The organism is Antrihabitans auranticaus (assembly GCF_016481275.1).
Taxonomy (GTDB): Bacteria; Actinomycetota; Actinomycetes; order Mycobacteriales; family Mycobacteriaceae; genus Antrihabitans.
Window position 1 is genome coordinate 563,291 of sequence record NZ_JAEMNW010000001.1, and the last position, 21,002, is coordinate 584,292.

The 21,002-nt window shown below is 64.9% G+C and carries 23 protein-coding genes and 1 riboswitch; of the genes, 12 read left to right on the plus strand and 11 right to left on the minus strand.

Features of this window, described 5'->3' with window-relative positions; all coding sequences use genetic code 11:
• The first annotated feature begins 40 nt into the window (after positions 1-40).
• Complete coding sequence (locus tag JGU72_RS02380; RefSeq protein WP_199682139.1) at positions 41-508, plus strand: SRPBCC family protein; 468 nt, start codon at positions 41-43, stop codon at positions 506-508.
• On the opposite strand, the gene JGU72_RS02385 is transcribed toward JGU72_RS02380, so the two are convergent.
• The 3 genes from JGU72_RS02385 to JGU72_RS02395 all read right to left on the minus strand — a co-directional run bounded on the left by JGU72_RS02385 (position 509) and on the right by JGU72_RS02395 (position 3,713).
• Entirely contained in the window at positions 509-1,423 is a 915-nt protein-coding gene (locus tag JGU72_RS02385; RefSeq protein ID WP_199682140.1) for a serine hydrolase, read from the minus strand. It abuts the gene before it with no gap.
• Entirely contained in the window at positions 1,413-2,957 is a 1,545-nt protein-coding gene (locus JGU72_RS02390; protein WP_307828268.1) for a serine/threonine-protein kinase, read from the minus strand. The genes JGU72_RS02385 and JGU72_RS02390 overlap by 11 nt, the downstream gene beginning before the upstream one ends.
• A gap of 174 nt (positions 2,958-3,131) precedes the next feature.
• On the minus strand, positions 3,132-3,713 hold the full coding sequence (locus JGU72_RS02395) for a C40 family peptidase (RefSeq protein ID WP_199683153.1): 582 nt from the start codon (positions 3,711-3,713) through the stop codon (positions 3,132-3,134).
• 57 nt (positions 3,714-3,770) lie between these two features.
• Positions 3,771-3,926: riboswitch (cyclic di-AMP (ydaO/yuaA leader) on the minus strand.
• Positions 3,927-4,182: 256 nt separating this feature from the next.
• On the opposite strand from JGU72_RS02395, the gene JGU72_RS02400 reads away from it, so the two are divergent.
• Entirely contained in the window at positions 4,183-6,513 is a 2,331-nt protein-coding gene (locus tag JGU72_RS02400) for a putative bifunctional diguanylate cyclase/phosphodiesterase (RefSeq protein ID WP_199682141.1), read from the plus strand.
• On the opposite strand, the gene JGU72_RS02405 is transcribed toward JGU72_RS02400, so the two are convergent.
• Complete coding sequence (locus JGU72_RS02405; RefSeq protein WP_199682142.1) at positions 6,424-7,920, minus strand: sugar transferase; 1,497 nt, start codon at positions 7,918-7,920, stop codon at positions 6,424-6,426. The two genes, JGU72_RS02400 and JGU72_RS02405, sit on opposite strands and share 90 nt — an antisense overlap.
• Positions 7,921-8,145: 225 nt before the next feature.
• Here JGU72_RS02405 and JGU72_RS02410 point away from each other — a divergent pair, with 225 nt between their 5' ends.
• Positions 8,146-8,370: a hypothetical protein gene (locus JGU72_RS02410; RefSeq protein ID WP_199682143.1), complete on the plus strand. Its 225-nt coding sequence runs from the start codon at positions 8,146-8,148 to the stop codon at positions 8,368-8,370.
• A gap of 6 nt (positions 8,371-8,376) precedes the next feature.
• Here the strand turns inward: JGU72_RS02410 and JGU72_RS02415 are convergent, their stop codons facing one another.
• Positions 8,377-8,814 carry a hypothetical protein gene (locus JGU72_RS02415; protein ID WP_199682144.1) on the minus strand — a complete coding sequence of 146 codons (438 nt, stop codon included), beginning with the start codon at positions 8,812-8,814 and terminating at the stop codon, positions 8,377-8,379.
• Positions 8,815-8,934: 120 nt separating this feature from the next.
• Here JGU72_RS02415 and JGU72_RS02420 point away from each other — a divergent pair, with 120 nt between their 5' ends.
• The 3 genes from JGU72_RS02420 (at position 8,935) to JGU72_RS02430 (ending at position 12,220) form a co-directional block, all read left to right on the plus strand.
• Complete coding sequence (locus JGU72_RS02420; RefSeq protein ID WP_199682145.1) at positions 8,935-9,258, plus strand: hypothetical protein; 324 nt, start codon at positions 8,935-8,937, stop codon at positions 9,256-9,258.
• Between the two features lie 38 nt (positions 9,259-9,296).
• Positions 9,297-10,853: a metallophosphoesterase family protein gene (locus tag JGU72_RS02425; protein ID WP_374101062.1), complete on the plus strand. Its 1,557-nt coding sequence runs from the start codon at positions 9,297-9,299 to the stop codon at positions 10,851-10,853.
• Positions 10,854-10,972: 119 nt separating this feature from the next.
• Positions 10,973-12,220, plus strand: coding sequence for a sensor domain-containing diguanylate cyclase (locus JGU72_RS02430; RefSeq protein ID WP_199682146.1), 1,248 nt, complete (start codon positions 10,973-10,975; stop codon positions 12,218-12,220).
• A gap of 11 nt (positions 12,221-12,231) precedes the next feature.
• Here the strand turns inward: JGU72_RS02430 and JGU72_RS02435 are convergent, their stop codons facing one another.
• Positions 12,232-12,663 (minus strand): hypothetical protein, encoded by a 432-nt coding sequence (locus JGU72_RS02435; RefSeq protein WP_199682147.1) that lies wholly within the window; start codon positions 12,661-12,663, stop codon positions 12,232-12,234.
• A gap of 187 nt (positions 12,664-12,850) precedes the next feature.
• On the opposite strand from JGU72_RS02435, the gene JGU72_RS02440 reads away from it, so the two are divergent.
• Entirely contained in the window at positions 12,851-13,537 is a 687-nt protein-coding gene (locus JGU72_RS02440; protein WP_199682148.1) for a TetR/AcrR family transcriptional regulator, read from the plus strand.
• Positions 13,538-13,542: 5 nt separating this feature from the next.
• Here JGU72_RS02440 and JGU72_RS02445 read toward each other — a convergent pair whose 3' ends face one another.
• The 3 genes from JGU72_RS02445 to JGU72_RS02455 form a co-directional block, all read right to left on the minus strand.
• Entirely contained in the window at positions 13,543-14,433 is an 891-nt protein-coding gene (locus tag JGU72_RS02445) for a hypothetical protein (RefSeq protein WP_199682149.1), read from the minus strand.
• Between the two features lie 11 nt (positions 14,434-14,444).
• Positions 14,445-14,636 (minus strand): hypothetical protein, encoded by a 192-nt coding sequence (locus JGU72_RS02450; protein WP_199682150.1) that lies wholly within the window; start codon positions 14,634-14,636, stop codon positions 14,445-14,447.
• A gap of 101 nt (positions 14,637-14,737) precedes the next feature.
• Positions 14,738-15,319 (minus strand): thioredoxin family protein, encoded by a 582-nt coding sequence (locus JGU72_RS02455; RefSeq protein ID WP_199682151.1) that lies wholly within the window; start codon positions 15,317-15,319, stop codon positions 14,738-14,740.
• A gap of 159 nt (positions 15,320-15,478) precedes the next feature.
• On the opposite strand from JGU72_RS02455, the gene JGU72_RS02460 reads away from it, so the two are divergent.
• Positions 15,479-15,943 (plus strand): hypothetical protein, encoded by a 465-nt coding sequence (locus JGU72_RS02460; protein ID WP_199682152.1) that lies wholly within the window; start codon positions 15,479-15,481, stop codon positions 15,941-15,943.
• Between the two features lie 150 nt (positions 15,944-16,093).
• Positions 16,094-16,405: a hypothetical protein gene (locus JGU72_RS02465; RefSeq protein WP_199682153.1), complete on the plus strand. Its 312-nt coding sequence runs from the start codon at positions 16,094-16,096 to the stop codon at positions 16,403-16,405.
• A gap of 92 nt (positions 16,406-16,497) precedes the next feature.
• Here JGU72_RS02465 and JGU72_RS02470 read toward each other — a convergent pair whose 3' ends face one another.
• Complete coding sequence (locus JGU72_RS02470; protein WP_199682154.1) at positions 16,498-17,265, minus strand: enoyl-CoA hydratase; 768 nt, start codon at positions 17,263-17,265, stop codon at positions 16,498-16,500.
• A gap of 131 nt (positions 17,266-17,396) precedes the next feature.
• On the opposite strand from JGU72_RS02470, the gene JGU72_RS02475 reads away from it, so the two are divergent.
• Genes JGU72_RS02475 through upp form a run of 3 tightly spaced genes read left to right on the plus strand, consistent with a single transcriptional unit; the run spans position 17,397 to position 20,591 of the window.
• Complete coding sequence (locus JGU72_RS02475) at positions 17,397-18,698, plus strand: GTP cyclohydrolase II (RefSeq protein ID WP_199682155.1); 1,302 nt, start codon at positions 17,397-17,399, stop codon at positions 18,696-18,698.
• Positions 18,695-19,933, plus strand: a complete 1,239-nt coding sequence (locus JGU72_RS02480; protein WP_199682156.1) for a URC4/urg3 family protein — start codon at positions 18,695-18,697, stop codon at positions 19,931-19,933. Before JGU72_RS02475 ends, JGU72_RS02480 begins: the two co-directional genes overlap by 4 nt.
• A gap of 28 nt (positions 19,934-19,961) precedes the next feature.
• Positions 19,962-20,591, plus strand: a complete 630-nt coding sequence (gene upp / locus JGU72_RS02485; protein ID WP_199682157.1) for a uracil phosphoribosyltransferase — start codon at positions 19,962-19,964, stop codon at positions 20,589-20,591.
• Positions 20,592-20,680: 89 nt separating this feature from the next.
• Here the strand turns inward: upp and JGU72_RS02490 are convergent, their stop codons facing one another.
• Entirely contained in the window at positions 20,681-20,962 is a 282-nt protein-coding gene (locus JGU72_RS02490) for a thiocyanate hydrolase (RefSeq protein ID WP_233531434.1), read from the minus strand.
• Positions 20,963-21,002: the final 40 nt, after the last annotated feature.

Consider the following 21,002-nt stretch of genomic DNA (forward strand, 5'->3'; position numbering starts at 1 on the left):
AGAGACATTTCCGACACGGTCCCGCGAGAGGCAAAAGACGATGTCCCACCCCGAAATTCGGCTCAGCAAAGCCATCGACGCGCCACCCAGTGCAGTGTGGCATGTGCTCACCGATCTCGACAACGCCGACGCCACTTTGCGCGGCGTCCGCAAGGTCGAACGACTCGACGGCTCGGGCTACGAGGTCGGCACGCGCTGGCGTGAAACCCGGACCATCATGGGCAAGACTGCGACAGAAGAGATGTGGGTCGCCGAAATCGAGCCGGAGCGCAGAACGGTCATCAGGGCGTCGTCGGACGGTGCCGACTACATGACCGAGTTCCTCCTCGAACCGAAAGGCGCCGGCACCGAGTTGGCCGTCGCGTTCTCGGCCGACGCGGCGCGGGTGGGCGCAGTGGCGAAGATGCTGATGACCGTTGTCGGTGGCATCGCACGCAAGGCGACGGAAAAGGCACTCAGGCAGGATCTCGACGACATCGCGACGGCAGCGCAGGCGCTGAGTAGTTGATCAGGGGCACGTGCCGCCGGGCAACTCGGCGGCGTGTGCCGCCAGCCAATTCCCGATCTTCGTCAATATCGCGGTGCCGTCGGTGAAACTGCCGGAATCCGGCATCGCTGCGAGCGCGACCGCCGTCTGCCCCGCAGGGGTCGTAATGACGCCGAATTGGCGAACGAGATATCCGCCGCTCGCCGAATCGGGCCCCCAGCCGCCTTTGAAGCGGGCGCCCGGAATCGCGGCCAGACCCCACTGCTGATCCGCCGTCACCGAACCCATGAGCTCGAACACCCGCTCCGACATCGGCAGGCACGGTAGGTCCGCGGCGAACCCGACTTGGTCGGCGAGAGCCCAATCGGTCTGCCCGAAGGCCGAGAACTCGGGCCGGACCTTGCGGGTCTCGACGACCGTCGCCGTGTCGCCCGCCTCGGCCAGGACCCGTTGCACAGCAGCGCCGGCCGTGACGGGGGCGCCGAGGAGCTCCCAAAGCTGTTCGGCTGCATCATTATCCGATCGCGTGATCGCTGCGACCGCGTATTGGTCAGCGGCAGAACCACTCTGACGGAACGCGGCGACCGCGAGCGGAACCTTGATCGTCGACCACGCCGAGCCGTGCGACCAGTCCCCCAGCGCCGCAGGCGGTGCGCCACCGCCGACCGGTGCGTAGGCGATCCCGACCGAACCCGCGAGCGATGACTCCAACTCCGCGAAGCTTGCGCCAAGCGCCGTCGGAGTGGCCGAGATCGGTGGTAGCGAGGTCGCCGACGGCAGCGTTATCGACGCGATCACGGTCGATGGACCGGTCGAGCCTGTATTCGTTTCCGCCGACGGAACATCGCCGCCCGATCCCGGCGAGCAACCGGCAATCGCGAGCATCACCGAAACGACGAGGGCCCACGCGACCGGTCGCATGCGATCAGTAGACATACACGACCGCATTGTTGCCACCGGTGCAGGTGACCAACCGCCCACCGGCCGCGCAACTCATCGTGTAGGTCTCCCCGGTGCGCGGACTCGTCGCGACCGCCTGCCGCGACTGTCCCGGCGCCCCGCCGCCGGCGTACGCGGCACGGACCTCCTCCGCGAACTCGCAGGAGGTGATTTCCGTGCCCGTCGCCGACGTCGTGTAGTCCGAGGTCGGGCCGTAGCGAGGCGGGCATTCTGTTGCCCCCGGGGGCAATTGGACCGGGCCGGTCGGCCGCGCGGTCGTAGTCGAACTACGGGTGCTGCGTGTCGGCGACGACCCAGCGCTGGTCGGTTCGCCCGACGCACCACTTGTAACCGTCTTCTTTGCGGAATCCTCACCGTCGGAATTGGACAGCTGCACCCAGCCGATCGCAGCACCCAGTCCGACGATCGCGAGGATCAGCACCGCGATGGCAACCTTGACCGCCGTCGACCGACCACCGCTCGGCGGCGCCTCGTAGACCGGATAGGGCGGCGGAATGTGTTGTTGCGGTTGATAGTTCGCAGGCGGCGGAAAAGGGTTTGTCGGCGGTTCCTGCCACTGCTGCCCACCGGGCGGCGGGTAGTGCGGATTGCGTCCCTGGTGGGGCGGCCGCGGGAAGGCGAAGGTCGGGACGTTCGAAGAATCGACGACCGCCGTCGGATCCTCTTCGGTCCCGCCCGGCGTGACGCCCTGCTGCGCGGCACGCGCGAATTCTGCTGCCGTCGCGAACCGGTCTGCGGGATTCTTGGCAAGCCCGCGTGCCACAGCGGCGTCGAGCGCCGGAGTGACGTCACGTTGCACGGCGCTCGGCTTCTGCGGCACGTTGTTCATGTGCGCAAGCATCAGCACGCTCACGCTGCCGCTCGGGAAGGGCGTCTGGCCTGTCAGGCATTCGTACAGAACGCAAGCCAGCGAGTAGATGTCGGCCCGCGCAGTCACGCTCGTGCCCTCGAACCGCTCCGGTGCCATGTACGCGTAGGAACCGATCGCCGTTCCCGCGGACGTCAGGCTCGGCTCGGTGGCGTTGTTGGCGATACCGAAGTCGACCAGATAGGAAAAGTCGTTCTCCGTGACCAGGATGTTCTCGGGTTTGACGTCGCGATGCACGAGGTTGTCGGCATGCGCGGCATCGAGCGCGGAGGCGATCTGAGTGATGATCCCGACGGCGCGGCCCGTGCGCAGCGTGCCTTCACGGTTGAGGACCGACCGCAGGTCCGCTCCCTTGACCAGACGCATATCTATGTAGAGAACGCCGCCGATCTCGCCCCAGTCGTGGATCGGGATGACGTGCGGCTCCTGCAAACGCGCTGCGGCGCGTGATTCCCGGCGGAATCGCTCCTGATAACCGGCATTTTTCGCGAATCGTTCGTGCAGCAGCTTCAGCGCGACAGTACGGTCCTTGACAGTGTCGTAGGCCTCGTAGACCGCACCCATGCCACCTTTACCGAGCAACGGTCCGATCTGGTACGGACCGAACTGCGTGCCCGAGGCGGGCCCCCGGTCCTCGCTCACCCGCTACCCCCTTCGCTCCCCCTGCGAAAAATATCGCTCCCCGGCGAATATCGTCAGCCCATCGTAGTCATCGAACGTGCGTCGGCACGGCGGGACGAGGGGTCGGGTCCGGACACGCGAAAGCAGGCGACCACGTCGGTGGGGCCGCCTGAGTTCTGTGCTCGTCAGGTCCGCTCAGTAGCGGCGCGCCGCGACGAAACCCTGCGAGTCGAGCGGCGAGTACTGCACCGGTTGGCCGGCGACGCTCGCGTGCACGATCTGTCCGTTGCCCGCGTAGATGGATGCATGGCCGCCGCCGTTCGAGATGACGACGTCACCCGGCTGCAACTCGTCGCGCGATACCGGTACACCACCCTGCATCTGCTCATAGGACGTGCGCGGCACGGACACTCCGGCCTGATTGAAGGCCCACTGCACCAGGCCCGAGCAATCGAATGCCGACGGACCCGAAGCGCCCCACACGTAGGGTGCGCCGACCTTGGTCTTCGCTGCGTCGAGCGCAATCTGGCCGTGCGTCGTGGGTGCACTCGGCATTCCGGGCAGGCCGGGCACGCCTTGGAATTCCGGAAGCACAGGCAGTTGCGGAAGTTCGGGAAGCGGCGGCAGAGCCGGTAGGGCAAATTGCGGTGGAGCAGGCATATCCGGAACCGCGATGTCACCGAGGCCGGGGATATTCACCGTTGCCGCCGTTGCTGGAGCAACAGCCAGCGTCGCGCCGCCGACCGTTACCGCGCCGACGACAAGCACGCCACGCATCGAACGGCTTACGTTCGATTCGCGCTGCAGTCTGTGTTTGGCCACAGAAAGGTATCTCCTTCTTCCGTTGGTCCGCCGACCGAGTTAGCTGACGGGTTCGGACCGGGAAGTGCGGTCCTACCTCCGAACCGCAAGCGGCGCAAGAGGATTCACCCCAGAGAACGTGGTTCCCCGGCTCGGTGCCCGAGGGCGCCGATTAAGCGGTCCTCACAAGGCTGCGTTTTGTATAACGCGGAGTTACCTTGCGAGGTCACGGAAAGATTACGGAGGTGCCACCCTCCTGTCCAGCCGTCCCAGCGGCGTGGCGTGTTGCGGAAGCGTAAAAGGATCGGACATACCTGGACAAATAGGACAATGTGACGCCCACTAATTCGGCCCCGGAATGCGATATTGGTCACACAACCGGACTCTCGAGGCGTCGACGCTGCCGTAACATCGCGAGCAACGACGCGCTGCGCCAGGAGACCATATGCGATTGGCTGGGCACCGCCCAGGGGTGTCGGTCGCGTACGCGTTCGTCGCCGTATCGAGTGTTCAAGCGGCGATCGCATTGGCCGTCGGATCGCAGACATTGTGCACGATCTTCCTCGTAATCACCTCGCTCGCGTCGATCGCGGCGCTGCTCATCGGAATCCTCCGGTACAGCCCCACCTTTGCGATGCCGTGGTGGCTGATCCTCGCTGCGTGCATAACCACAGCGGTCGGCGGCGGCCTCTCCGGTGCGTTCTCACAGCCGCACGACCCACTACCGCTGGCACCACAGTCCGTCCTGCTCACCGGCTACCTGCTGCAGGCCGCGGCAGCAGTTGCCTGGTTGCGCGCCTACGCGACCGCGACGGCGCGGACTGTCGCCATCGACTCGGCGCTCGTCGGGCTGGGCGCGCTCATCACTGCGTGGGTCGTTCTCGTCTCGCCCGTCGTCGCGGGCGATTCGGACGTAAGCGATCCGCGACTTGCCGCTGCCAGCCACATCGTGGTCGGCGCGATCGTTCTCGCCGTGATCACCCACGTCGCGTACACGTCCGCGCTCGGGAGTCTGTCCTTTCGGTTTCTCTACGGCGCCGTCGTCGCGCAACTTGTGGGCGACTGCCTGCTCGCGATCGACTCGATTCGCGGGACCACCGCACCGGGCGGCAGCTTCATGGCGGCTTACATCGTGGCGTACGGACTCTTCGCCGCGGCGGCGGTGCATCCGAGCATGGTCGAGATCGGCATGGCTCCCGACTCGGAGTCGGATCGGTTTCGGCAACGCTTCGTCGAGGTCGCGGCAATCTGCTTGCTGGCTGCGGCGATTCCCGCAACGCGAACGCCTTTCGGCGTGTGGGACCAGGTTGTGCGGGCCGTTCTCATTTCGCTGCTGATCGCTGGCGTGCTTCTGCGCAGTGAGCGAGCGGTCCGAATCATCGCCGACAAGGAGGTCGACGCGAGACACCGGGCGATGCACGACGAGTTGACGGGACTGTCGAACCGCGCCGCACTGTACGAGGGGCACGCACCTTCCGAGCGGTACGGCGTGTTTCCCCCGATGAATCTACTGTTCATGGATCTCGACAATTTCAAACTCGTCAACGACAGCTACGGCCATCGGACCGGCGATGAACTGATCATCGCTGCCGCCGAGCGCCTCGCCGGGGTCGTCGGGGACAGCGGCTGGGTGCACCGGCACGGTGGCGACGAATTCGTTGTGACGACATATCTCGACCCGATCCGGACCGACGCTCTTGCACGCGCAATCCTCGACGAGTTCAGCAAGCCCTTCGTGCTGCGCCGAGTCCGGGTCACCTTGTCGACGAGCATCGGCATTTCTCGGACAACCGGAGGAAACGCGCCGCCGAACCTCGACGATCTGATCCGCGAGGCCGATTCCGCGATGTATCACGCGAAGTCGCGCGGCAGCGGTAACTATGCGGTCTTCGACGAAGAGCTTCGCGCACGGGCCGTCGAGCAGCTGAAAGTGACGACCGATCTACGCGAGAGCCTGGACGACCAAGAATTCGAGCTGTTCTACCAACCCATCGTGGACATCGCCAGTGGCGAGACCGCTGCATTCGAGGCTTTGATCCGCTGGCATCACGACGGCTTGCTGCACAATCCCGACTACTTCATCTCGATCGCCGAGTCGAGCGACATCATCATCGACATCGGCCGCTGGGTCCTCGATCGTGCCTGCGCACAGCTCGCGGCCTGGCGCCGGGCCGGCGGAACCGAGGCGGTGTCGGTCAACCTCTCGGCACGGCAGCTGCGCGATGTGGGGTTCGTCAACACGGTTGTCGGCACTCTCGCGGCCCACGACCTGCCCGCGTCCGCGCTCTGGCTGGAGCTGACCGAGACCGCGCTGATCGACGACGACGATGTTGCGTTGACGATTCTGAGCCGGCTGAGCGCGTTCGGCGTAACGATCTGTCTCGATGATTTCGGCATCGGGTACTCCGCGCTCGGGAACTTGAACAAGTACCCGATCGACGTCGTCAAGATCGACAAGAGCTTCATCGCCGCCCTGGACGCCAGAGTCGCGCACAATCCCAAGCACCGTGTCCTCGTCACCTCGATCGAGGCGATGTCGACAGCGCTCGGACTGGTCACCGTTGCCGAGGGCGTCGAATCCGAAACCCAGCTCGAGCAGGTCCGGACCATCGGGTGCCGGTTCGCTCAGGGCTGGCTGTTCGGTTCGCCGGCGCCGATCATGCGACCGTGGACCGGTCGGGCCGAATCAGTAGGCGCCCGCGCTGCCGGTGACAGCACTGAGTGTCTTCTTGATGATCAGCAGATCCTGGATCATCGACCAGTTCTCGATATATGACAGATCGAGTCGCACCGATTCGTTCCACGACAGATCCGAACGACCGCTGACCTGCCACAACCCAGTGACGCCCGGCTTGACCATGAGGCGGCGGCGCACCGTTCCGTTGTACTGCTCGACCTCGCGGCGCAACGGCGGACGCGGGCCGACAACGCTCATTTCCCCGCGCAGAACGTTCAGGAACTGCGGCAGCTCGTCGATGCTGTAGCGACGCAAGATGCGGCCCACGGCTGTGACGCGCGGGTCGTCCTTCATCTTGAAGAGCGGGCCGGCGCCGTCGTTGGCTTCGGCGAGGTCGGCAACGTGCTGGTCGGCGTCCTCGTACATGCTGCGGAACTTGATCATCTGGAACGGCTCGCCGTTCATGCCGATGCGTTCGGCCTTGTAGAACACCGCGCCACGGCTGGTCAGCTTGATGGCGATCGCGACGACAGCCATGATCGGGGCGATCACCAGCATCGCGAATGTGGCGAACCCGAAGTCGAAGACCTTCTTGCCGAGCTTGCGGGCCCGGTCGTATTGCGGCTTCTCGACGTGCAGCATCGGCATTCCTGCGACCGGACGGCTCTCCAGCCGCTGGCCGGCGACATCGACGACGCCGGGAGTCACGATCAGATCGACGCCGAGCGGGTCGAGATCCCACACGAGTTTACGAATGTCGCCTGGACCGAAGTTGTCGGTGGCGGTCAGCGCCACCGCGTCGGCGCCGGTGGCGTCGACACTCTCGAGCACGGACCGATCGGTGCCGACGATCGGAATCGTCCAATCACCCACGTCGATCGACGCCAGCTCCGCCGTAGGACCCTCTGGCGTGCACACACCGACGACGCGATAGCCGGACATGGGTTCACGGGCGAATGCGAGTGCTGTCGCGCGAACGGCGTAGTGACCGCCCACGACGAGTACCGAGGTCTGGTAGCGGTTGAGCCGCCGCATCCGGTCCGCGTTTTTGCGCCAGGCTTGCCGATTCACCATGAGACCCGCAAGGCCGAGCGGAAAGGCGATGGCAAGGTAACCGCGAGCAAGTTCGAGGTGGGCAAGAAACGAGGCGATCGCAATGACGCCGAAAAGCCGGAAGCTCGCGGACGCAATGCGCCGGTACTCTTCGGCGCCGCTCCCGATCACCTGTTGTGAGCGTGTGTTGAAGAACGACAGCAGGGTCAGCCACGCTGCGGCGATACCTACCGACACGATGGAATAGCCGAATTCGCCCTGGATGGGCAAGGGCACCTGACCGCCGTCGAGGCCACCGAAACGAACGACCTGGGCAATGGCGACGGCTGCGATAACGACCACCGCGTCGCTGAGGGCAAGCCTGCGACCGTACTCCGCCTGCCAGCGAGCGCGATCGGACGAGTGCAGGTGCCCCCGTGCGGTTACGCCCTGGTCATGGATTGCGGTCGTCATCGAACGCCTCTCGGCTGGTGCCAGTGATCTCGATTGCAGTAACTATCCAGCAAATGCAGGGATTTGTTACCGTTTGCTTGCAAATGCAAGCGGTGACCTTGGACACACGACCAACTGCGTTTCTGCCTGCGTGTCGAGCACCACGAAGCCGTGTCGGGGGCAGACACGCCAAGACCCCAGAAATCTCGGCTGCGATCGATCCACCGTTGCGGCACACTGGTTTCCGTGACCGCCGAACTTGCAGCTACCGCGACCGGTTGGCGCACGTGGCGATTCGGCTGCGACCTCTGCGACCGCACGCTGTGGACTGCCCTCGATCACCAGCGCACCGCCAGCGACATGGCACGCACGAACGGCTGGATCGTCGACGACCCCACCCTGTGCCCAGCATGCGCGATCGTTGCGCAGCACAAAGAACGCGCGGACGAGACCGACCGCCGAATAGGCTGATCCGGCTCAGGGTTCCGCAGTGTGCGATAGATGCCCCGAGGTCCGGCGGCGGGCCTTCATCTCGGCCTCGAAAACGTGGCGTCGACCGGCGAGCAAGCGCTCGCGGATCGTGCGCTCGATGTCCTTGAATGTCGTGTAGTAGTCGTCGTCGTACTCCTCGACTATCTGAAACGTCCAGCGCCCCGGCAAAACGTTTCGGCCGATGAGTTCCTGCTCGACGAGATCGGCCAGGTCGTCGTTACCAGTGCGCCGCAACAACGCCACGGACCTGTCGAGAATCGAATCCGCCCGTCCGGTCAGCCGATGAAACGCATACAGATGGCCGCGCGCGTCCTCGGTCGCCTCGAACGCTTCCGAGAGGACCCCCACTGCCTCGACGGTGTCGTCGTCGACGCCGCGGGGCCGAGCGTGCTCGCTGTCCAAAGGATCGAATGTGTCCGCCACCCCTGCCGTATACCCAGTGTGGCGGCCGACATACCGGTGACACGCCCGCTTTCGGCGGTGCCTGCGTAAGCAAGGTTGCGGTCCCAGCGATGGCCGGTACCATCGATAAGGGAGGATAACGTGAATTCAAGGCGCGCAACGGTTTTCCGTGTAGAGGACGATGGCCTGGACTCGGCGGCATTTATGGCGGGGGTCCGGCAGTTGATACTGACGCATGCGCAAACGGATTCGATCGTGACGGGTGCACTCATTCGGCACATCGATTACCTGTTGAGCACGAGCGGGGTGAGCGAGTCCGACAGCCGACTCGCAGAACGCGCTGGGCAGGTCGATGCGGCGCTGCGCGGCGTCCTCGCCCACGGCACCATGCCTGCCGGACCGAATACAGCTCAGTTCAAAGCGATCATCGCAAAGCCCGGAAAGAAGGGCGACAAAGGCAGGTAGTCCGGTCAAGCGCCGAAATTCGAGCTACTTTCGATGGGGTGAAGGCAATATCGGGGGTCGGCGCTCTGCTCGCGGGCACGCTCGTGTGCTTCGCGGGCGCTGACGCCGCGGCGCGGTGCAATTCGTCGGCCGACCCGGACAGAAAGCTCACGCTAGCGTCGCCGATTCCGGCAGTGGGCGTCTCGACCGTGCCAGCCGCTGTGTCAGCAAGCATGGTCGCAGGCGTCGCCGACACTCCGGTTCCCGACCGCTCGGCCGACATCATCGAGTCGTCGACGGCCACTGCCACGACGAACGGCTGGGACGAGTACCCGCACCTTCGGTACACACTGCGGTTTGCGCCGGGCACGCAGTCGGCCGAGATCACGTGGCGCGGACACTCGGTCAACAACAACGATCTCGCAATGCACGTTCGGGATCCCGCGGACGGCGCCTGGGGTGAACCGCTGGCGACCGGGACACCGAGCGAACCGGGCGGACCGCTGACGCTGTCGGCAGATGTCGCTGTTCGATCCGGCGTGGTCGAATTGCTGGTCGTCGACAGCCCGCGTGCAGATCGCCGATTCGCGGAAACGAACGCGGTGCCGGACCAGACCTTTGCCGACCCGGCAACCTATGACTTTGCCCTGCAACATATTTCCGACACGCAGTATGTATCGCGCGACGATCCCGCGGTCTACCGCACACAGACCCAATGGACCGTCGAGAACGCGGACCCGCGCAAGATCGCATACTCGATGCATACCGGCGACCTGATTCAGAGTTGGATCAGGCCGGGCGCCCCCGAAGACAAGGCTCGCAAAGAATTCGAGGAAGCCAGCCGGGCAATGAAAACCCTGGAGGACGCGGGGTTCCCGCACGGTGTCCTGCCCGGCAACCACGACAACATCTGGAACGTCGCGGGCCGACTCGTTCCCGGCACGCACGAAGAGAACCACGCCCTCTACAACGAGTTCTTCGGGCCACAGCGGTACCGCGACCGACCGTATTGGGGTGGTTCGGTGAGCGCCGACGACAACTCCGCGCACTACGACCTCCTCGAGATCGCCGGTGCGAGGTTTCTCTTCCTCTCCATCGGCTACAACCCACCCGAGCACGTGATGCGCTGGGCCGAAGACGTCCTGGCCGATCATCCTGACCACAATGCCGTGATCGGCACGCACTACTACCTGGACGAAGACGGCAGCAGGCGAATGATGGGCTTCGGCGACATCGGCGAGAGTTCCGGTCAGCAGATCTGGAACCGGCTCGTCGTCCCGAACCAATCGGTCTTCATGGTGCTGGCGGGCCACGTCGACGGACAGACCGTGCGGGTGGATCGCGAGGTCGACTCGACCGGCCGGACCGTCGTGCAACTGCTCGCCGACTACCAGTATTTCGAGGTCGAGGGCAAACGCAGCACGGGCTTCCAGCGTTTGCTGCAGTTCGACCTCGATGGCGGCACGATAGCCGTCAACACGCATTCGCCCGGATTGAATACGTTCAGCGTCGAAAATTACGACCCGCGCCGGCGTTTCGACGCGGCCGACGGCGAGTTCGTCACCGATTTCACCCTGCGTGCCGACGTGCCGCGCCAGGTCGCGGCAACCGGTTGACCCGGCCGGTTGCGCTGTCCGCACGTTGCCTGCACAGGTTTGCCGGAGACGTGAGCTGCGTCGTACCATTCGGCCGAATACTCCGGCGAGCGCGGGGTGAAAGGTTTCGGGTGGCGGCAATGGATCGGAATGAGGCGCTCGACCGAGCGATCTCGTGGTGGTCGGCGGTCGCGGACGGAGGCCTACCCCATCCGCGCGACGCCTATTCCGTTCTCACCGACCTGCTCCGCAACCTGTCCGACGAACTCGACAGCGAGAGGTTCTACCGCTTCGTCAGCCCGGAGGTCCGCACCGCACTTGCGAACCTGCGAGTGACCGACCCCGGCGCCTTTGCCTCCCGTTCGGCCGACCTGCTCGCGGCGCTGCCCGCACCGAACGCACCCGGCGTCGAGTTCGCGCGCACCACATTCGTCAAGATGCTGAACTCGTTCGGGAACGGCACTCGCGCTCCTTCAGGCGACGGCGACATACGGGACTCGCGCTTCCGCGTCGTGTTCGAGCACGCTGCCGTGGCGATCGGCATCGGCGACAGCGATGGGCGCATCATCGACGCGAACCCGGCTCTGGTCGCGATGCTCGGCAAGTCTGTCGACGCCCTGCGCGGCGCGTGGGCATCGATATTCGTCCATCCCGACGACGCGAGACAATTTCGGCATCGCATGGCCGACGAGCTGCCAGATTCCACGGGCGGCACGATTCGCGTCGAAGCCCGGTTCCGTCGAGCCGACGGCTCGTTCGGCTGGTCGCTTTTCGCCATAACGCGCGTGGTCGGCGATTCCGCGGCCGACAGCTACGTACTCGCAGTCGGCGAAGACGTGACGGAACGCAGGCAACTGCAACTCGAACTCGAACGGCAGGCGCGCGTCGATCCGCTTACGAACCTGCCCAACCGGCTGCGGTTGCAGGAGAGTCTCGAGACGCAGATTTCCGCAGCCGCCGACGACGATCGCGTCGGGCTGTGCTTCCTCGATCTCGACGGCTTCAAGAAGGTCAACGACGCACACGGGCACGCAACCGGGGACCGCCTACTGGCCGACCTCGGCGCTCGCCTACTGGAATGCGCAGCGGAGTCGGGATGCACGGTCACCCGACTGGGCGGTGACGAATTCGTCGTGCTCGTACCGGCACCGACCGACCTCGACAACGTCATTGCCGTCGCGAACCATCTGCTCGAGCTTGTCGCCGAGCCTTTCGACGTCAATGGCCGGCAGCTGGCTATATCGGGGAGCGTCGGCGTGTACGTGCCACTGGCCGCGAACGCGAACCTCGACGACCTGCTCGACAAAGCCGACACGGCGCTCTATCGCGCCAAGGAGCACGGCGGCGGCGTATTCGAGATTCACACCGAAGGTTCGATCGCGCCGTAAAGAATGCGACCTCAGAGTTCGTTCTCGTCGGTCATTTCGAGCACGGTCCGCGAGGACGCCACTTCCTTGACCGCACGGTAGCCGCCGCCTTGACGAGCCGAACGCTGGTGGCGGCCCTTCTGCTCGTCGAGCCAGGCGTCCGACGCCGAGGCAAGTACGACTGCATCACGGCGATCGGGCGAATCGGAGACGTCGCGGACGGGTGCAACCGCCTCGGAACGGCGTTCGGAGCGCCGCTCGGGCCGTCGTTCGGCTCGGCGTTCGGAACGGCCAGTGTCGTTGGGCACCCACCACACCTTGAATGTGGTCAGAATGCCGAGGCCGACCGTCACACCGATCACGATGCCTGCGGGCAGATCCTGCACGAATCCGAGCGCGACGACACCAACCGTCAACAACGACCCGATACCGGCTTCGATCGCCTTGTTGTATCGAGAGAACATGCACGACCACCTTCAATCAGGCCCGACCGAAGGGAACATTATGCTGCCCTCGCTTGCTTGGCCAAATTGGCGAAATTTGGACATCCGACCATTACGCAGGCGTTTTGGCGCGATCACAATGCCCTATTAAATAACTGACGCGTCAACTATGTAATTCGAACAGGGCCGCCGAAGGTAGGGTGAGCACATGGGCAGCAAGAACGGGGAACCGACGACAACGACAGCTCCCGCCCGTCGTGGCCCTGGTCGACCGGTCGAAGAAGGCCTTGCCGATCGCCGGCGCCGACAACTCGTCGAGGCTGCATTCACGGTGTTCGCCGAACGGGGCTATCACAACAGCGGAATCACCGAAATCATGCAGGAAGCGAAACTCGGGCGCGGAACGTTCTACCTCTACTTCCAGAACAAGCGCGAAATCCTCGACAGCGTTCTGGACTACATCATCGAGCAGATTCTGTCGGCTATCGGCGCACAGACGGATCCGAGCGCTCTTCGCACGAAGGCGGATTTCGAGCAGTTCTTCCGATCCGTCGCCGCCAGACTGTTCGATCTGCTCGACGAAAACCCCGACCTCACAACGGTGGTGATCCGCAACGGCACGATCGACGAAGCAATCACCGCGCGAATGCTCAGTCTCGCAGACGCTTTCGCAGCGACGATCACAGTGTTCGTTCATCAGGGCGTCGCTACCGGAGTGCTCGATCCCGACGTCGACGCAGCGGCAGTCGCGCATGGGTTGACCGGCTTTGCGATCGGCGGCCTGTTACGTGGCGTGCGAGGCGATTTCACGCCGAGCGAGCGCGAGCGTTACGTAGATACCGCGGTTGCCGTTTTCAGCGCATTCGCACGGGATACCGCCAAAGCTACTACCTAGCAGGGCTATTCGGCGGGAGCGAGTGCGCGGAGTTGCTCGCGTTCGGGTTCGAGCAGATCTGAATCGGCGATCCGCGCCGTCGTATCCGGCCCGAGTTGGACGGCGATGTCGACAACGTCGCCGACAACCCCTTCCGCACGGGCAACGACGAGCAATCGCGCCAAGCCTGGTTCGTCGAGCGAAGCGAAGAAAGTGTGTCCGTATTCGGCGGCGAGGTCGTCGTCGAGCCGGCGGAGCACCGAAACTGCCGATACCAGGCACTCCCCCGAACCGACTGCTGCGGCCGCAATCACCTGCTGCACGCGACCTTCCGGGAAGCACCGCAGGATGTCGTTCAGGCGCACGCGGAACGGAATGAGGGCGGCGGTGTGCAGCAACCCTTCGTCGTCGTCGATGCCGGTGGCGAGTCCGGCGATCAATGCGGACGGCGAATGCTCGACAAACCCTGCAGCAGTGAGAAAGTCGCGGCGACGCAACAGCTCGCGCGCGGCGGGTAGCAACACCTCGAGACCCAGAACCGGTGCAAGGGTGGGGATTACGCGCGGATCGAGGAACGGCGCAGCGTCTGCGAGGTACTGCGGTGAAATCCGCATCAGGATGTTCGGAATCCGCTTCGGATGATCCTTACCGAGGGCACCGGCTGCCATGCCCGACACAACCGGCGGCACAATCTTTTCCGCGAGTGACGCGGCGAGCGCGTCCGGCACGAGCGGCGCGAGCTTGCTCAATCGCACGAACACCGGCTCGAGCGAATCGAACATTGCCGCGGAGACCGCCGACCGCAATGCGTACACGTCGTCGACATCGAGGCGGCCGAGATAGTCGATGCGGGCGGGATCGACCTCGAGCGCGGTTGCCAGCGCGTGGAGCTGACCTCGTGCGACCGGATCACTCATCGTGGAGTTCCTTACTTGAAGAGGATCTTGCGGGCGGGAATCCGCACCAGCCGCGGAAGGTGCTCGAGCGTCTCCGTGATCGCCTCGTCGAGGCGCTCGTGCTGGCGGCGGTTGGCCGCCCGTGCCAGCGTCAGCAGGTCCTCTGCCTCGGCCGCACTGAGCCGATTCAGGAGTGCGGGGTCGAGCGTCAGTTCGTGGTGCATGCCGAGGAGGTTAGCATAAATGACTGACGCATCAACCATGTAATGTTCAGGCGTGGATGACGAGTGGATGGTCTCGCTGACCGCGCACAGGGGCGGAGCCCCTAGAGCAGGCTGAACCACCCGGGCTCGTTGCCCGGCAGCCACTTGATGTTGCAACCGATGCTTGCCTGCTGGTGGGCCGAGACCGGATCGCCGGCAACCAGCGCCTCGATCGCGGCGGCCAGATCGGCGCCCGTGATCGGCTGGCCGTTGCGCGGCGTCGAATCGTCCATTCGACCGCGGTAGACGAGCCGCCGACCGGAATCGAACAGGTAGAAGTCGGGCGTGCACGCGGCTCTGTGCGCTCGCGCGACCGCCTGGTCCAGGTCGGCAACGTAGGGGAATTGCCAACCCCACGCCTGCGCCTCCCCCGCCATCTTCTCGACCGAATCGTCGTCCCTGGATGCGGCGTTGCTGTTGACCGCAACGACGCCGATACCGGCCGCGATCCAATCGGTCGCAAACGCTCCGAAACTCGGCGCGATATGGCGCACGTAGGGGCAGTGGTTGCAGACGAACGCGACGAGCGTGCCGTGCGGGCCGGCGACGTCGTCGAGAGTCCACACCTTGCCGAATCCGTCGGGCAGCGCGAAATCCGGCGCGGCCGTACCCAACTCGAGCATCGTCGACTTGACAGAAACCATGGCTGGCAGCCTAGTCGCCCGGCGCCCCGTCCCCCGATCGGCGGACAGCAGATTCAACCACCGGTAGGCCCGTTCGGTGGACAGACGGACAGAACGCCAGGCGGGATATTTGATTCATCGCCGGAACGACCCGGCACACGCACAAAGAAAGGTCACCCGATGACCATCGCCCGCCGCACCCGCATCACCGTTTCGATTGCAGCTCTCGCCGCCGCCGGAGCATGCCTTGCCGCCGCGGGCACAGCGCAGGCGCTGGTCCCCAACTACCCCGCGACAATCGAAATGAGGATCACCAACGGTTCCGCACAGACTCTCTACCTACAGGGCTCCGACAACCCGTACGGCGACTGGATCGTCAGCCCCAAGACCGCACTCGGGCCCGGCGAGACCGAAACCGTCAGCGCATCGACATGGCGTAACGGCGGCTTCGGCCTCGACGTCACCTACGGAACCGGGGCGAACACGACAGCCGTCTTCATGGCCAACAACTACGCCGGCGCGAGCGACACCGACGGCACCCGAATCGACGGACCGAACGCGTCGCATTTCGATATCCAGTCGTCGATCGACACAGGCGCGCCCGACATGAGCGCGAACTATCTGATCCTGCCGCCGCTGCGGTGATACCGGACCTTCGTAACAAGATCGTCAGAAAGGAGATGTAGATCACAGACACCCCCTGTCTCCTGCTGGCCCAGCAGGCCGAACAGCGTTTCCGAAAGAGGGCCCCAGAAAAGAATCGGGCGCAGGGGCCCCGCGAAGGAGCTAATCGCCATGCATATGTTGGTCAAGCGATCGATCGCGTGTGTATTTGCAGCCGGTGCCGTTGCCGCTGCTCCCGTCGCCTTCTCCGGTACCGCATCCGCTGAACCTTGGGGATGCACGACCACGCCGGTCGTCGGCACTTCGGCTTTCTCCGAGTGCGCCGGCGACGGTTGGCACAGGGTCCACATCACGTGCTGGAACTGGTGGGGATCCTCGGGAGGGTTCTACGAGCGCTGGGGCAACCCCGCTTTCGGTCGCCAGCAGTCATGGTCGAGCTGTGATGTGCCCTTCAGCCTCAGGTCCTGGAACGTCACCTTCTAGCGCGCTTTCACAAGAACACAAGCAAACAGGCGACACAGTCGCGACCGGCTCGGATCACGCCGCCCATCCGAGTCGGTCGTTTGCGGCGCTAGCTACGGCGTGCTCTTCCGGAACTTCGCCACGAACTCACTGAACGCCGCACTGCCGACCGATGACGCCTGCGCCCACGACTCGAAGTCGACCGACGTAGCCAGGTCGGCAGTCGCGGCGATCCGCACCGATCGCTTGATGTTGGCGTTGAGTTCTGCACTGCGCGAAGCGAACTTCTCCGCCAGCTCGCGCGCCTTCGCCTCCGGGTCGGCGGCGAAGATATTCGCCAACCCGAGTCGCAGGGCGTCTTCCGACTTGATGATCTCGCCCGACAGGAGGGCCGCCGTCGCCTGGGCCGGGCCCATCCGTTCGGTCAAGAAGTACGAGCAACCACCGCCCGGATGCAGGCCGATCTCGGCAAACGTCGGTCCGAATCCGGCCCGCGGACCTGCCACCACAATGTCGCACGCGAGGGCGATGTTCATGCCGGCGCCGACCGCGGCACCCTGCACCGCCGCGACGGTCGGGATGGTCAGGTCTCGGATACCGAGAAACGAGCCGTAGACGCCCTTGAGGTGTTCACGCAACACATGGACCGGCCGCGAGACGTCGCCGAACAGGCCGCCGAGATCCGCACCGGCACAAAACGACTTCCCCGCTCCGGCAACGACCAATGCCCCGGCTTCACGATCGGCTCCAACGGTCGCGATCGCGGCGGCAAGCTCACGCAGGAGGTCGCCGTCGAGCGCGTTGCGACGTTCGGGCGCGTTGAGCCGGATCGTCCGGACCTTGCCGTGGGACTCGAGCAGAACTAGATCGGTGGCACTCACGCTACTCAGCCTAATTAGTCCGGGGAGCCCGACCGCAGCAGGCTCACAGCGACACCCGACATCGCAGCGGGCGAGTAGCTATGCTTTTGGATTCCGGTGAACACACCGGCCTTCGTTACGGAGGAACGATCATGTCCGCTGAAGACGTCACCGCCACACCGAATCCTGTTGGGTCGAATCCTGTTGGGCCCGAGGCCTCGTCCGGTCACATCCGCCTGACATCGCACAGCGGCGGCATCGGCTCGCTGCCGATCCATTGGGGCGCGCCGACAGCCGCGGAGCGCGGTCCGGTGGTCGGCACCACGACAAACCGCGCGTACCGCAACGTAATCGGTACGCACAGCGGTTCCTACAGCGTCTATCGAGCACTGGCGGTCGCGGCCGGCGCCCTGTCGCGCCACCACAAGGCCGACCTCACCAACACGGCTCCCACCGACATCATCGGCCCGTATCCGCAGTGGGGCGAACCAGGCAAGATCGTGAGCCTGGATCCGTGGGGCGCGATGATTGCCGACGTATTCGCGGCCGAGCTGGCCGCCGGTCACGACATGCGGCCGTCGATCGCAGTGACCAAGGCGCACGTAATCCTGCCGGAAGTCATCGAGGCGGTCCAGAGGGGACGACTCCGCCCGGACGGCAGATTCCTGCTGCCGACGGGCGCAGCGCTGGTGACGAAGGCAGCGATCGAGCCAGTGTGGCACCTGCCCGGCGTCGCGGCACGCTTCGGCTGCACCGAGGGCGAACTGCGCCGGGTGTTGTTCGAAGAGACCGGCGGCATGTATCCCGAGCTCGTGACGCGTTCCGACCTCGAGGTGTTCCTACCACCGATCGGCGGGCAGACGATCTACATCTTCGGCAATCCACGCGACCTCGCGAATCCGGAGGTCGAGCTGACCGCCCGCGTCCACGACGAGTGCAACGGCTCGGACGTTTTCGGTTCCGACATCTGTACCTGCCGGCCCTATCTCACGCACGCGATCGAAGAATGCATCCAAGGGGCGCAGCGCGGCGGTGTCGGCCTGGTTGCGTACTCGCGCAAGGAAGGTCGTGCGCTGGGCGAGGTCACCAAGTTCCTCGTCTACAACGCGCGCAAGCGTCAGGAGGGCGGAGATACCGCCGATCAATACTTCGCCCGCACCGAGTGTGTCGCGGGGGTCCAGGACATGCGTTTCCAAGAGATGATGCCCGACGCCTTGCATTGGTTGGGGGTCCGGAAGATCCACCGGCTCGTCTCGATGAGCAACATGAAGTACGACGCAATCACCGGTTCCGGGATCGAGGTCGACGTCCGGGTGAACCTTCCCGACGACCTGATTCCCGCAGATGCGCGTGTCGAAATCGACGCGAAGATGGCGGCCGGCTACTTCACGCCGGGTGCCGTGCCGGACGCCGCGGAACTGCTGAAAGCCAAGGGCCGGGGACTCGACATATGACGGTGGCAGACGCCGACCTCGAGACCCCCGACGGCGCAGCCGCGCTGCTCCGCACAACGACCGCAGTCCGGGAGCGCGCGCGGATTCTGCTGCAACGGGCGAGGGCAGGCAGCTCGCGCTGGTTCACGGTCGACAACGACGCGCTCCACAAAGCTGCCGACGAAGTCGTCGACGTGACGCGGGCGCGCTACCCCGACCTCCGCATTCCGTTCCACAGCCGGTGGCGCCACTTCGAGGCCGGCGGGGTAGACCGCAAAGCCGTATTGGACGAACAACTTTCAGGTCTCGACGCACCAGCGCGTGCCCGCGCGATGATCGACCTCGCCGTGGTCAGCGTGCTGCTCGACGCCGGAGCGGGCGCCGATTGGGGCTACGCGGAGGAGTCGAGCGGTCAGCGCTTCACCCGGTCCGAGGGCTTGGGCGTCGCGAGTTTCCACATGTTTGCGAGCGGGACTTTCTCTAGCGATCCCGACGAGCCGCTCCGGGCCGATGCAGCCGGATTGCGCGGCCTGGCTGCCGACCGGCTCAGTGCAGCCTTCCAGATCGGTCCGTCGAATCCGCTGGTAGGGCTCGAGGGCCGAGTGCAACTGCTCCGGCGACTGGGTGATGCGCTTGCCGCGCAGCCAGAGGTGTTCGGTCCGCACGGCCGCCCCGGCGGTCTCTTCGACGTGCTGGTCGATTCGGGCACGGTGGCGGCACACGATGTCCTGTCGCAACTTCTGGCGTCGCTGTCGGGAATCTGGCTGGCGGACAACACAATCGGCGACCGACCACTCGGCGACTGCTGGCACCACGACGCCGTGCCCGGTCCCGGGCTCACGCAGGGCTGGATGCCGTTTCACAAGCTGTCGCAGTGGCTGAGTTATTCACTGCTGGAACCGTTTCAGTGGGCCGGGGTGACCGTCGTCGGACTCGACGCGCTGACCGGACTGCCCGAGTACCGCAACGGCGGGTTGCTGCTCGACACCGGCGCGCTGAGCCTGCGCGATCCCGCGAGTGCCGAGCAGGAGTGGCGCGCGGGTGACGAGTTGGTTGTCGAGTGGCGCGCGCTGACCGTCGCTCTGCTCGACGAGCTCGCCCCACTCGTACGCGAGCGCCTCGACGTCGACCCCGACCAACTTCCCCTCGCCTGCGTTCTCGAAGGCGGAACGTGGGCCGCTGGTCGCACGCTCGCCCAACGCCTACGTGGCGGGCTTCCACCGCTGGCGATCGTCAGCGACGGCACGGTCTTCTGAATGTATGCACAACCGACAGGACGGGCGCATGGCTGAGGTACACCTGATCGACCACCCCCTTGTGCAGCACAAGCTGACCCTGATGCGTCGAAAGGATGCTTCCACCAACAGCTTTCGACGCCTCGCAAACGAGATAGCGACGTTGATGACCTACGAGGTCCTCCGCGATGTTCCGATGCAGGAGATCGAGATCGAGACCCCCATGGAGGTGACGACGGGTCGCGTCATCGACGGCAAGAAACTGGTCTTCGTCTCGATTCTGCGCGCCGGTACCGGGATCCTCGACGGCATGCTGACCGTCGTGCCGGGCGCCCGCGTCGGACACATCGGCCTCTATCGTGATCCCAAAATGCTGGTCGCAGTGGAGTACTACTTCAAGATGCCCGGCGATCTGCACGAGCGCGACGTAGTGGTCGTCGATCCGATGCTCGCCACCGGAAACTCCGCCGTTGCGGCAGTCGACAGGCTGAAGGAATGCGGACCGAAGTCCATCAAATTCGTCTGCCTGCTCACCTGTCCCGAGGGCATCGCGGTCCTGCACAAAGCGCACCCCGACGTGCCGATCTACACGGCCGCGATCGACCGCCAACTCGACGAGCAGGGCTACATTCTGCCCGGCCTCGGTGACGCGGGCGACCGGATCTTCGGCACGAAGTAAGGACTAGCTCGTACCGCAGCCGAATCACCTAGCGGGCTTTCTGCCCGATCTGCATGCCGAGTTCCGCGGCACACCCTGACAACGCGCGTTCACGCCTCCAGTCGGGCCCGGATCCTCGTGAGCCTGTCCTGGAGTTCCGTCTCGTCGATGACGCCCCGGACAACAAGCGAGTGCGCCAACGCAACGAGCTGGTTTTCGGGGTAGGGCAGATCGGAATAGAGGGTTGCCGAGAGCGCGTCTTCCTCGTCGCGACGTTCTTTGAAATCAGGAACATTCGTCGCGCATGCAGATTGGTCGAGGGCGTCGCAGAGACCGTCGAGGCTGGTCTTCCACGGCGGAACCGGGTTGGTCACGCCATATTTGGCGGCCATGACCGGCCAGACCTGATTGCGTTCGACGATGGTCTTCAGT